This is a genomic window from Streptomyces nogalater (genome assembly GCF_039532885.1).
GTDB lineage: Bacteria > Actinomycetota > Actinomycetes > Streptomycetales > Streptomycetaceae > Streptomyces > Streptomyces nogalater.
On sequence record NZ_BAAASM010000013.1, the window covers coordinates 92937 to 105425 of the forward strand.

A 12489-nucleotide genomic window follows, 5' to 3' on the forward strand; every position below is an offset into this window, starting at 1 on the left:
TGCCCCAGTATCGCCGACGTGCCGCTTTGTCCCGGTGGCCACCCCCCCGGTTCCGGCGCGGGGCCGGGTCAGCGGAAGACGGCGACCGGGTACTGCAGGACGACCTCCCGGGCCTCGGGGTCCCAGCTGGTCACCTTGCCCAGGCAGTGCGCCTGGAACTGGCCCTCGGGCAGTTCCCGGTCCGGGGTGAGCAGTCCGTCGCCGCGCAGGACGACCCTGAGGTGCGCGGTGGGTCCGCCGTCGGCGTAGGGGGCCCGCATCAGCAGGGTGTCGCCGCGGCTGCCGCCCGCCTCGAAGCGGCCGGTGACCATGACGAACTCCCCTATCTCGCTGAGCGGCACCGCGGTGGCCGGCCCGGTGCGGGCCAGCTCGCCGAGGAGGGCGCGGTTGGGGATGACGGTCCCGGAGTCGGGGCGCAGCCGGACCTCCACCAGGGCGTCGCCCCGGCGCAGCACGGACAGCAGCAGGCCGATCACCGAGATGGGCTCGCTCTTCTCCACGTACTTGGCGACCACCTCGGTGGTGCTGCCGCCGGTCACCTTCAGCAGCAGGGAGACCAGCGGGATCACGGCGAGGCAGCCGGCGTTGCGGATGCGCCGCTCCTCGACCTCCTTGCGCAGGGCCGCCTTGTAGTTGCCCATCTTGAACAGGCCCATGACGGCGTCGTTGTCGAGGTACAGGGGCAGGTAGGCGGGGTCGGCGGCGGTCTTGCCGAGGCGGGCCAGCCCGCGCCGCAGCGCCCGGCCGGCCAGCACGAGCAGGCCGGCGAGGGCCGCCAGCCACCAGGCCATCGGGCCCCACCAGGCGCTCCACCAGGTGCCGTCAAGAACAGCCACGGATCTCCTTGAACGCGGTGGACAGGGAAGTGGCGCGGGCGTCGACCAGGCGTCCGCCGGTCAGCTCGGCGGCCTGGCGCAGCCCGTCCGCGCCGGCGTCGCCGAAGCGGACGGCGTAGGTGTGGACGGCGCGGACGTCGGCGGGGCGGGCGCGGTAGCGGCGGGCGAAGGCGGCCCGGTCGAGGCCGGCGTTGTTCTCGCCGTCCGTCATCAGCACGATGGACACCAGCCGGCCGGGGTCCGCGCGCAGGGCCCGTTCGGCGGTGCGGTAGCCGTGGTCCAGGGCGGACCAGACGGCGGTGGAGCCGTCGTAGCCGCCGTCGGCGACGAAGCCCGCCAGCGTCTTCAGGTCGGCGGGGCCGCGCACGGTGACCGTGCGCTCGGCCAGCGGGCGCCCGCCGAAGCGTACGACGGTGAGCCGTTCCCCTTGATGGAAGCGGACGAACTTGGCACGGGCGGAGCCGTCGGCGCCGCTGAGTCCGGCGAACGCGGCGCGCAGGGCGCGGGTGCGGGCGCCGCGCATGGAGGTGGAGAAGTCCAGCAGGAAGATCACCTGGTCGGCGCCCCGGCGGGCCGGGTCGCCGTAGTCGGCGAGGAGGCGGTCCAGGACGGCCGGGTCGTCCGGGTAGTACAGGGCGTTGTCCAGGGGGGCGGTCAGGCGGGTGTCGCGGGGTACCTCGGTGCTGACCGGGCGGCGCAGGGTGCGGCGCATGATGTCGCGCTGGTGGCCGGGGGCGGTGAGCCAGTCCACGACCCGGTCGTAGGCGGCGCGGCGGCCGGGGTCGAGCAGGAGCAGCGGGTAGTCGGCCAGGACCATGCCGTCGGCGGGGTGGACGATCTCCAGGGGTGCGCGGAGCCGGCCGGAGGCGTTCAGGGCGAGCAGTTCGGACTCGTAGGTGATCAGGGCGTTGGTGCGGCCGGGGCGGGCGGCGAAGGCGTCCAGCAGGGCGCGGGAGCCGGCGGCGGTGAGGCTCTGGCCGGAGCGGAAGCCGCGCAGCCGGTCGCAGCTGACGTCGGCGGGGCGCAGGGCGCGGCCGGTGCCGGCGGCGGCGGTGGCGACGCCGACCAGGGCGGCGAGGCCGCTGTTGCTGCGCCGGGGGTCGGCCATGCCGAACCGTACGGTCCCGGTGGCGGCGGCGTCGGCGAGGTCGGCCCAGGACAGGCGTCCGCCGGGGGCCTGGGCGCGCAGGGTGCGTGCCGCGTCGGGGGTGAGGCCGACGACGACCGGGGAGCGCATGATCGAGGCGCTCTGCATCCCGGTGGCGGGGGTGGCCCCGGCGGGGGCGTGCTTGGCTCTCAGGCGCAGATAGCGGTCGGAGGAGAGCCAGGCCAGGTCGTAGGAGTGGCGGCCGGTGAGCAGGGTGTCGGAGGCGTCGTTGGTGGCCCGGTAGTGCATGTCCAGGCGGACGCCGGTGTCCTTTTGGAGGCGGTCGAGCAGCGGCTTCATGTCGGTGAGTTCGTCGCTGGCCAGGACGCGCAGGGTGGTCTTGGAGCCGTCGCCGGAGCAGGAGGCGAGCCCGCCGAGCACCACGGCCAGCACCAGGCACAGGCACAGCGGTCCGAGCGGCAGGGTGCGGGGGGCGGGCGTCATGGGGTCTCCCCGGGGGGCTGGGCGGGGGCGGCCGGGGGGCAGTCGCCGACGGTTTCGATCATGCGTTCCAGCAGGTCGAGGCGGGGCAGTACGGCCTTGGTGTCGTCGTCGGAGAGCACCGGGGCCTGGATGCCGCGCTCGCCCAGGAAGCGGGTCAGGGCGTCGCTGGTGGCCGAGCCGCCCTGGGCGTCGCGGACCCGGAAGCCCAGTTCCATCGCGCGCCGTTGCAGCGCCGGATCCCTGGTGATCAGCTCGCCGAACGCGTCACCGTGCGGGGTGAGCGCGATGAGCTGGGGTTCGGTGACGAAACGGGCCGAGGGGTAGAGCAGGACCCGTCCGGTGTCGACGTGTCCGGTGGCGGACCGGGCGGCGATCTGGTGGGCCAGGAACTGGTGCTCGTAGATCACGGCGATCGGGGAGATGCTCTTGCCCTCGGCGGAGACGTAGGTCTCGTTCTTCTCGGAGGACGGCATGCCCTGGTCGTTGAGGAGGAGCCGGACGCGCTGGGCGAACCGGGTGGCCTCGGCGGGGGTCTGCGGGATGTCCTCGTGGTTCCGGACGTAGGAGACCAGGCCGAGATAGGTGCCGGCGGAGTTGGCCTGGCAGATGTCGGAGGTCTGGGCGAGGACCTTGTTGCCGTTGTGGATGCCGTGCCGGCCGATGCCGATGCGGCGGCCCCCCGGGGCGGTGCCGAGGTCGTCCCAGCGGCGTCCGGCGGCGGACGCGCCGAGGAACTTCCGCATGTCCAGCGAGTAGTACATCGGCTCGGCCCCGGCCGGCACGCCCGGCAGCGGGGTGGCGATCCCGGCCTCCCGGAGCGTCTCGGCGTACTCGCGGTAGGTGCCGAGCACGATCGGGCTGACGAAGGGGCGGTACGTCGTCGCCGGGTGGCCCTCGGCCGCGCGCCGGGAGGTGATCAGGTCGGCGGCGGGCTGTCCCGACGGGAAGACGATGTCATAGCCGTCGTAGCGCTGGGTGGCGATGCCCCGGGAGCCCATGCGGGTGAGGTGCACTCGGTAGCCGTGCCGCACGAGCAGCCTCCGGACCTCGGGGTCCTCGAAGAAGTCGGCCTTGGAGGCCATCTTGGCCTGGATGGTGACGATCCGTTCGAAGGGCAGCGCCGCGTGCCCCTGGGCGAGGACGACGATCGCGCACAGCGCGGTGGCGGCGGCGACGGCGCGCGGGAGGAGCCTGCGCACCAGTGAGCGGCGCGCGGGCGTGACCGCCGGGGCGCCGACCCTCAGGCGGGGCTCGCGGCTCGGCCGGGGTCTGTCGCTGTCGGCTGTGTGAGTGGCCACCCGGTTCTCCTGCGTCGGCGGGGGCAGGATCGTGCACGGACGGGACGACGGCGGACGGAACGCCGAACCAACTACGGCGATAAGGCAAGTGAATGCCCGTCAGACGGTTGCGGAAGCCCGGGTTCACGGACGGAACCGCCGTCGGACGGATGGCGGGCGCGGGGGCCGTGTGCCTACCGTGGAGGAGGGGGAGGACGCGATGGCGGTGGAGTTCGGCCTGCTGGGCGTGATCGAGGCACGGCTGGGGGGCCGCGCGGTGGACGTGGGGCACATGCGGCAGCGCTGTGTGCTGGCCGCGCTGCTCGTGGACGTGGGCCGGGCGGTCTCGGTGGACACGCTCGTCGACCGGGTGTGGGGCGACCGGCCGCCGCAGCGCACCAAGGAGACGCTGTACGGCTATCTGTCCCGATTACGCCAGGCCCTGCGCCCGGCCGCGGAGGTGACCGTCGCCCGGCGCCCCGGCGGATACGTCCTGGAAGCCGACCCGCTCTCGGTGGACCTGCACCTCTTCCGCGACCTGGTCGCGCGGGCCCGCACGGCCGACGGCACCGAGGCGGTGGCGCTGATGCGGCGGGCGCTCGGACTGTGGCGCGGGGAGCCGTTCGCCACCGTGGACGTCCCGTGGTTCGACGACCAGCGCCAGGCCCTGCTGGGCGAGCGGCTCGCGGCCGAGCTGGACCACATCGACCTCCGGCTGCGCGCCGGGCACCACGGCGACCTGCTGTCCGAGCTGGCCGTGAAGGCCCGCGAACACCCGCTGGACGAACGGCTGGCCGGTCAGCTGATGCTCGCCCTGTACCGGGCCGGCCGCCCCTTCGAGGCCCTCGCCCACTACCAGGACCTGCGGCACCGGCTGGCCGAGGAGCTGGGCGCCGACCCGGGCCCGCGGCTGCTCACCCTGCACCAGCGCATCCTCGCCAACGATCCCGGGCTGTCCCTGCCCGAGCCGTCCCCGCCCGAATCGGCCCTGCCCGAGGCGGCCCCGTCCGCCGGGGCCCGCTCCACCACGCCCCGGCAACTGCTCGCCCCGCCCGCGCACTTCGTGGGCCGGGACGCCGAACTCGCCGTCCTGGACAAGACCCTGGCCGCCCAGACCGGGCCGCGCGCCACCCTGCCGGTGATGGTGATCTGCGGTATCGGCGGGGTCGGCAAGACCTCCCTGGCGCTGCACTGGGCACACCGCCGGCAGCACCACTTCCCCGACGGGCAGCTCTTCGTCGACCTGCACGGCTTCACCCCGTCGGGGGAACCCGCCGACCCCCGGGTGGTGATCCGCGGCTTCCTCGACGCGCTCGGTGTCGACCCCGGGCGGGCCCCGGTGGCCTTCGACGCCCAGACCGCGCTGTACCGCAGTCTGCTGGCCGGCCGGCGGATGCTCGTCGTCCTGGACAACGCCCGGGACTCCGCGCAGGTCCTGCCGCTGCTGCCGGGCACCCCCGGCTGCGCGGTGCTGATCACCAGCCGGGACCAGCTCACCGGGCTGACCGCCGCGCACCAGGTCACCCATCTGACCGTCGACGCCTTCGACCCCGCCACGGCACACGAGCTGCTGGCCGGCCGGCTGGGTGCCGAACGCGTCGCCGCGGAACCCGAGGCCGCCGCCGAACTGGTCGGCCAGTGCGCCGGGCTGCCGCTGGCCCTGAGCGTGCTGGCCGGACGCGTCACCACCAACCCGGTCGCCACCCTGACCGCCCTGACCGAGGAGGTGCGCGAGAGCAGCCGCCTGGACGCGCTGAGCACGGGAGAGGACGCCACCGACGTACGGGCCGTGCTCGCCGCCTCCTACCGGGCCCTGGACGCCGACACCGCCCGGGTCTTCCGGCAGCTCGTGCAGGCGCCCGGCCCCGACATCGGCGTGGCCGCGGCCGGCAGCCTCACCGGGCTCGGGCCGGCGCGGGTCCACCGGGCGCTGCACCGGCTGCGCACCCGCCACCTCCTCCAGGAGCACGCCCCCGGCCGGTTCGCCGGCCACGACCTGCTGCGCGCCTACGCCCTGGAGGTCGCCGCCGGGGACGACGCGGAGGCGCGGGCGGCCCGGGTCCGGGTGCTGGACCACTATCTGCGCACCGCCTGGTCGGCGGACCGGCTGCTGCTTCCGCACCGGGACCCCGTCCGGCTGCCGCCGGCGGCCCACGGGGTGCGGCCCGAGGAGATCACCACCCACGACCGGGCCATGGCGTGGTTCGGCCGGGAGCAGCCGGCGCTGATCGCCGCCGTGCACCAGGCCGCGCGGCACGGCCACGACATCCACGCCTGGCAGCTGGCCTGGGCCCTGACCACCTTCCTGACCCGGCGCGGACGGTGGAGTGACGTGGCCGCCGTGCACGACACGGCGCTGCGGGCCGCGACCCGGCTCGGTGACGCGGTCGCGCGGAACGAGTCGTACCAGGTGCTGGCCATGGAACGCATCGAGGCGGGCGACCACGCCACGGCGCGGCACCGGCTGGACCAGGCGCTGTCGCTGGCCCGAAGCGGCGGCCACACCCTGTCCGAGGCCTACACCCATCTGGCCCTGGGCTGGCTGTACGAGCACACGGGCGACCGTCCGGCGGCGCTGCGCCACGACGAGCTGGCCGTCGGCCTCTTCTCCCGGCTCGGCCACCGGGCCGGGCTGTCCCGCGCCCTGAACGCGGTGGCGTGGGACCTCGTGCAGTCCGGCGACCACCGAGGGGCCGTGACCCGCTGCGAGCAGGCGCTGGCCCTCCAGGACGAACTCGGCGACCTGCGCGGCCAGTCCGACACCCTGGACACCCTCGGCTACGCCTACCAGCAGCTCGGCGAGTACACCCAGGCCCTCCTCTGCCACGAGCGCTGCCTGGAACTGCACCGCGCCCTGGGCCACCGCTTCAACGAGGCGGAGGCCCTGGTCCACCTGGGCGAGGCCCACCAGGCCCTGGGCGACCGGGGGGCCGCCCGCCGCTGCTACGAACAGGCCCTCGACGTCTTCCGGGACATGGAGGTCAACCCCGCCCGCGTGGCCCAGACCCGCGCCCTGCTCGCCGCCCTCGGCTGAGGCCCCGGTACGGGGAGGCGTTCCTCCCCGTACCGTCCCCCGTGGACCACGACACCCACTCTGGCCGGCCGTCCTGGGAGGAACCTTGCGAGAAACCTTGAACGGGCAGGTGACGGGGGCGGAAGCGGCCCCCGGCCGGGGCCAGGCGGTCACCGACCGTTAATCACTTCCGCGTTCGGCCCGCCACCCGTTCCGTTGAAATGGACCAAACGGGCATGTCCGGCCGCGTTCCACGGCATTGCCTTGGAAGGGGGCCCGCATCCAGGGGCCCCTTCTTCGATGGGAGACGCGTGCGAATCACTGACATCCAGCGCTGCGAGGTACGGCCGGGACGGCTCGTGGAGTGGACGCTGAGCCCGGCCACCGTCGCGGCGGCGACGGCACTCCCCGAGGACTCCCGGCCGCCCGCCTACATCCAGGAGTCGCACATCAGGACGGCCCGGTCGCTGAGGGAGGACGGGTTGTTCGTGCCGACCTGGGTCGGCACCGCCTTCGACCTGCCCGGCCCGGTCGACCTGGACGCGCTGGAGCGGGCCCTGCACACCTGGACCGTGCGGCACGAGACGCTGCGCAGCGGCTTCCGCTGGGCCGGTGACGAGCTGCGCCGCTTCACCCTGGATCCGGCCGATGTGTCCCTGCACCGCGAGGAGGCGGGCCACTTCCCCGACGCCGACGCACTCGTCCGGCACCTCCAGGACCGCTTCGACACGGTCGCGGACGCGCTGCGCTGGCCGAATCTCCTCTACACGGCGGTCGTCCGGGACGACGGCGCGAGCGTGTACCTGGCCTTCGACCACAGCAACGTCGACGCCTACTCGGTGCAGCGGATGCCCGCCGAGATCCACGAGCTGTACGCGGCGGCCACGGGCGCGGCCGGAGCCGACGCCGGTCCTACGGCCGCCAGTTACGTCGACTTCTGCGAGATCGAGCGGTCGCACGCCGACGGCGTCGACGGCCGGCACGCGATCGTGGAGCGCTGGCGGGAGTTCATCCGCCGCTGCGACGGCACCCTGCCGGGCTTCCCGGTCGACCTGGGCCTGGCGCCGGGTGATCCGCTGCCCCGGCAGCGGATGCTGGCCGAGCCGCTGGCCGACGCGGACACGGCCGCCGCGTTCGAGGAGTACTGCCGGCCCTACGGCGGCAGCATGACCGGGGTGCTGGCCGCGACCGGGCTGATCGTGCACGAACTCGGCGGGCAGCCGGTGTACCGCACCGTGGTGCCCTTCCACACCCGGGCCACGTCCCGCTGGAGCGAGTCGGTGGGCTGGTACGTGGGCGCCGCGCCCATCGAGGTGCCCGTCGGCGGCACCCGCGGTTTCCCGGAGGCCCTGCGGGCGGTACGGGCGGAGCTGCGGGCCAACCGGGCGCTGGCCCGGATGCCGCTGGCCCGGGTGCTGCGCCTGCTCGGCGCCGACTTCCGGCCGGTCTCCCCCGACCTGTACTCGATCGTCTCCTACGTCGACACCCGCGGCCTGCCGGGCGCGCCGCGGTGGGCCGAGCTGAAGGCGTACGGGCTGCTGCGGGTGTCGTACGGCGACCAGGTGTGCGTGTGGGTCAACCGGCTGCCCGAGGGGCTGTGGCTGGCGAGCCGGTACCCGGACACGGACATCGCGGCGAAGAACATGCGGCTGTACGCGGAACGGCTGCGGGACCGGATCGCCTCGGTCGCCGACGGCAGCCTGTCCGCGGTGTCCTAGGTCATCACGGAACCGGATCCGGCTGGATCGCGTGGACCGCCGTGGGAGCGGACGACCGTGACGGCCCGCCGGAGAAGCCGGCGGACCGTCACGAGAGGTCGAGCCGGGACGGTCTACTCGATCGGGAAGGCCGAGACCACCGCCGGGACGCTCTTGGTCGTCGAGTCACCGGTCGGCTGGGACACGTACACCCGTGTTCCCGGCTCCGCGAGTTCGATCGGCAGGCGGGCCAAGGCGACGTTCGCCTGGAGTTTCGGGGCGAATGAGGCCGACGTCACAAAGCCCACCGGCTCCGAGTCCGGCGACGGCGCGACCAACCAGAAGTCGGACAGGTAGCCCTGGATCGGGTCCCCCTCCATCTTCAAGCCCACCATCGTGAGTTTGTAAGGAGGGTTTCCTGCGGCGATGTCGTCCCGCATCCGTTCGAGGGCTTCCCGGCCGATGTAGTCCGACGCCTTCTTGCGGGGGATGTGGGACGCCAGCCCGACCTGGAACGGGACCATCTCGTTGTCGACGTCCTGGCCCCAGGCGAGAATCCCCGATGTGATCCGGTGGGGCTGGATGGGGCCGGTTACCAGCAGCCCGTACTTCTCGCCTGCCCGGAGGATCGCATCCCACATCCGCTCTGCGTGGATGCTCGAATTCTTCAGGTAGACCTCGTAGCCGGCCTCGCCGGAGAACCCGGTTCGCGAAACGAGCACCGGAAGTCCGTCGATCTCGGTCTCCGCCAGCCCGAACGCGGGCATCTCGGAAGCCACGTCACCGATGAGGTCGGCCATCAGCTCGTTCGCCTTCGCCCCCTGGATCTGGACAGGCGACACGTCGAGCTCCTGGATCCGGACATCGAACCCCTTGCCGACATTCACCCCCTTCAGCCACAGCGACAGATCCGAGTCGGAGATGCTGAACCAGTACTCTTCGGGGGAGATCTTCAGCAGCAGCGGGTCGTTGATCATCCGGCCGTTGGAGTCGCACAGCACGACGTACGCCGCCCGCATGGCCGCCAGTCGCGTGACGTCCCTGGTCACGACGTAGTTGACGAACTCGGTGGCCTCGGGCCCTTGCACGCGGATCTGCCGCGCGGCCGCGATGTCCCAGAGCGTCACCCGCTGCGTCAACGCCTCGTACTCGGCGGCGGACCCGCCGTCCTCCTCAGGGACATAGCCCCTGGGCAGGTACATACGGTTGTACACCTCCGCGCGCCAGCATCCCGCCTCAATCGCCAGATGCCAATACGGCGACTTTCGCGCGCGCGTCGATATCAGAAGCTTGATGTCCGGTCGGCCCGTTTGACGCAGGTTGACAGGGACCGTTCGATCCGACTGATCGACCGATGGGAAGTTCGGATCCGCCCCTTTTGCAGATACGTTCGTCACGCTATCTCCTCCCGCGGCTACCTGACTCGGTGCCGGGTTTTTTTATCAGCGACAATGAGAGATTGTCCAGGCCCTTGATGCTTTCCAGACGAAGAAGCACACCGGCTCCCGGCCATATCGGGAACCCTCGCCTCATGGCGGAAACACCGGGCCGTCCGTGATTCCGGCAAAACACTCGTGGGTCTCGCGCCGGCGGTGGCGCCCGGCGGGGATCGCCTCGCCGGCATCGCCGTGCCGCGGTTCGCGCCTGCGGGTGAGAGCCGGTCGCCCCCATCCCGTGATCTCCCGCCCTGATCTACCCCTTGGCGCACTCTGTCAAGCAGCACGCGCCCCAGAAGTCACCACGGGCACCAGGCAGCGAACCACCGACTCTGTCAACAACCCGTAAGGAAAGATCAAGGTTAATCCCCCGTCAACGGCCGGATGTGAGCCAACCCTGGCCGAATTGACTCGGTTTGACGCCTTCTCATCCCAGGATTCGAGACAGCCCTCGGGGAGTCTTGTGTAAGCGACTCCGGATGTGAATAAGATTTGTCTGTCTGACGATCTTGACTGTCCGTCGTTGCCACACCCCTGGCGATTGAAGGAGTCTCTTGACGTGACACAGCAAGGCATGAAGGACTTGACGGCTACCGCCGCGGAAATAGACGCACAAGCCGCCATCGAAATCGACCGACAAGAGATCGATTTACTCGACTCCAAGATTATCGAGCTGATTCAGAACCGCCACCGGGTCTCCTTCCGGATCCAGCAGCGCCGGCTGGGCGACGGCGGCCCCCGTACCGTGCTGGCACGCGAGATGGTCGTCATCGACCGCTACCGTCAAGCGCTCGGCCCCGAGGGCACCTCGCTGGTGACGGACATCCTGCGACTGTGCCGGGGCCCGGCGCCCGAAGCCGCCGTATCGACCACGGCCGAGCGCAGCGAGCCGACTGCGTGACCACGGCCCACGCCCTCTCACAACCGCCCTCCACTTCCCGTCGATCCACGTCCTCCACGTCGTCCGCCCTACTGAGGGTGGGGGACATCTCCTTCCTCAACTGCGCCCCGCTGCGCTGGGGGTTGGCACACAGTGGTGCCCGCGAACAGTTCGACATGGTGTCCGGACCGCCGGAGTGGCTGGCCGGGGAACTGCTGGCGGGACGACTGGACGCCGGCCCGGTCAGTCTCGCCCGCTATCTACGGCACACCGACGCATGGGAGTTGCTGCCCGACGGTGTCGCCATCGGCAGCGACGGCCCGGTGCACTCCTGCCACATCGTCTCCCGCGCCCCTCTCGACAACCTCGACGGGGCCGTGGTCGCCCTGTCGGAGGCCAGCCGCAGTACGACTCTGCTGGCCCGGATCCTGCTTGAGGACGCCGTAGGCGTACGTCCGGTGTACCGCTCGGTTCCACAGAACCTGGACGACATGCTGGACATCGCGGACGCCGCCGTCCTGATCGGGGACGAAGCGCTGCGGCTGCACGCCCGGCCCCCGGCCGGCCTGCGGATCCAGGACACCGGCGCGCTCTGGCGCGGCTGGACCGGCCTGCCCATGGTCTTCGCCGTCTGGGTGGTGCGGCGCGAGGTCGCGCGTGAACACCCTCTGGCGGTACGGGCCTTGGCCGCGTCGCTCACCGACGCGGCCGAGAGGGCCGGTGCGCACCCGGAGGCGGTGGCCCGCGCGGCAGCCGCCGAGTCGGCCCGCAGCCCGGGCGGACGCCTGTCCGAGCAGGTGCTTGTCGACTACTACCGCGTACTCGACTACTCCCTCGGTGACCGCCAGCTCGCCGCCATGAGCGAGTTCCGGCGGCGCGCCGCCGCCCGCGGCGAACTCACCGAGGAGCGATCCCTTCACCCCGCAACTCCGCCCGTACCAGGAGGACGCTCGTGATCCGTCACTACGTGCTGTTCAAGTTGAAGCCCGGCGTCTCGTGGGACGACCCCAAGGTCCAGCAGGCCGAGCAGATGGCGGCCAAGGTCGGCGCCGAAGTGCCGGAACTCCGCGAATGGACCGTCGGCCGTAACATATCCACCCGGCCGGTCGCGTACGACTTCGTCGCCGTCGGCCTGCTGGACGACATGGAAGCCGTCGAGCGCTATATGACGAACACCTTCCATCAGGAAGCCATCAGCGCCTGGCGGGAAATCAGCGACTGGGTCATCGCGGACGTCGAGGAATGAACTGCGGGTGACCCTTCGAGGGACTGTGCGGACCGTTCCGTGAACGGTGTATGAATTCCGCACAAGGATAGGAAACGAGGAAGAGTCGTGGGGCATCAGTTCGAGAAGTGTGCCATCGTCGTCGACAAGGAGCTTCCCGCGGGGCTGGCGATGAACACGGTCGCCGCGCTCGCCCTGTCGGTCGGGAAGTTCGTCGACGGCATCGTCGGTGACGACGTGAAGGACGCCGACGGCCGGCTGCACACGGGTATCACCTCGATCCCGCTGCCCGTCCTGAAGGCCGACGCCGGGGAACTGCGCGACGTCGCCCTGCGGGCGGCGGGCGCGAGCGACGTCTTCGTCGTCGACTTCACCTCGGTGGCCCAGTCCTCGCGCTCGTACGACGAGTACACGCGCCGCACTGCCGAGATCCCCACCGGCGAACTCCCCTACATCGGCCTGGCCGTGTGCGGCGGCAAGAAGGCGGTGGACAAGATCACCGGAAGCCTGCCGCTGTACCGCTGACCCGGGCCG

10 protein-coding genes are annotated in these 12489 nt (G+C 72.0%); 6 read left to right on the top strand and 4 right to left on the bottom strand.

Going from position 1 to position 12489, the window contains the following annotated elements; translation table 11 throughout:
• Positions 1–68: 68 nt before the first annotated feature.
• From ABD350_RS11720 to ABD350_RS11730, 3 genes are read right to left on the bottom strand one after another with little or no spacing between them, the layout of a single operon-like run.
• A complete protein-coding gene (locus ABD350_RS11720; RefSeq protein ID WP_344347865.1) occupies positions 69–836 on the bottom strand; it encodes a hypothetical protein in 768 nt (255 codons plus the stop codon).
• Positions 823–2427 carry a vWA domain-containing protein gene (locus tag ABD350_RS11725; protein ID WP_344347866.1) on the bottom strand — a complete coding sequence of 535 codons (1605 nt, stop codon included), beginning with the start codon at positions 2425–2427 and terminating at the stop codon, positions 823–825. The genes ABD350_RS11720 and ABD350_RS11725 overlap by 14 nt, the downstream gene beginning before the upstream one ends.
• Positions 2424–3725 carry a hypothetical protein gene (locus tag ABD350_RS11730; protein WP_344347867.1) on the bottom strand — a complete coding sequence of 434 codons (1302 nt, stop codon included), beginning with the start codon at positions 3723–3725 and terminating at the stop codon, positions 2424–2426. The genes ABD350_RS11725 and ABD350_RS11730 overlap by 4 nt, the downstream gene beginning before the upstream one ends.
• Before the next feature lie 169 nt (positions 3726–3894).
• Here ABD350_RS11730 and ABD350_RS11735 point away from each other — a divergent pair, with 169 nt between their 5' ends.
• Positions 3895–6738 (top strand): AfsR/SARP family transcriptional regulator, encoded by a 2844-nt coding sequence (locus ABD350_RS11735; RefSeq protein WP_344347868.1) that lies wholly within the window; start codon positions 3895–3897, stop codon positions 6736–6738.
• Between the two features lie 290 nt (positions 6739–7028).
• A complete protein-coding gene (locus ABD350_RS11740) occupies positions 7029–8435 on the top strand; it encodes a condensation domain-containing protein (RefSeq protein WP_344347869.1) in 1407 nt (468 codons plus the stop codon).
• Between the two features lie 113 nt (positions 8436–8548).
• On the opposite strand, the gene ABD350_RS11745 is transcribed toward ABD350_RS11740, so the two are convergent.
• Positions 8549–9811 carry a glycine cleavage T C-terminal barrel domain-containing protein gene (locus ABD350_RS11745; protein ID WP_344347870.1) on the bottom strand — a complete coding sequence of 421 codons (1263 nt, stop codon included), beginning with the start codon at positions 9809–9811 and terminating at the stop codon, positions 8549–8551.
• Between the two features lie 598 nt (positions 9812–10409).
• On the opposite strand from ABD350_RS11745, the gene ABD350_RS11750 reads away from it, so the two are divergent.
• The 4 genes from ABD350_RS11750 (at position 10410) to ABD350_RS11765 (ending at position 12480) form a co-directional block, all read left to right on the top strand.
• Positions 10410–10751, top strand: coding sequence for a chorismate mutase (locus ABD350_RS11750; protein ID WP_344347871.1), 342 nt, complete (start codon positions 10410–10412; stop codon positions 10749–10751).
• A 77-nt stretch (positions 10752–10828) separates the two neighbouring features.
• Positions 10829–11686: a menaquinone biosynthesis protein gene (locus ABD350_RS11755; protein WP_344347872.1), complete on the top strand. Its 858-nt coding sequence runs from the start codon at positions 10829–10831 to the stop codon at positions 11684–11686.
• Positions 11683–11976, top strand: a complete 294-nt coding sequence (locus ABD350_RS11760; RefSeq protein WP_344347874.1) for a Dabb family protein — start codon at positions 11683–11685, stop codon at positions 11974–11976. The genes ABD350_RS11755 and ABD350_RS11760 overlap by 4 nt, the downstream gene beginning before the upstream one ends.
• An 87-nt stretch (positions 11977–12063) precedes the next feature.
• The gene (locus tag ABD350_RS11765; protein WP_344347875.1) at positions 12064–12480 is read left to right on the top strand and encodes a DUF2000 domain-containing protein; all 417 of its coding nucleotides are present in this window, start codon (positions 12064–12066) and stop codon (positions 12478–12480) included.
• The last annotated feature ends 9 nt before the right edge of the window (positions 12481–12489 follow it).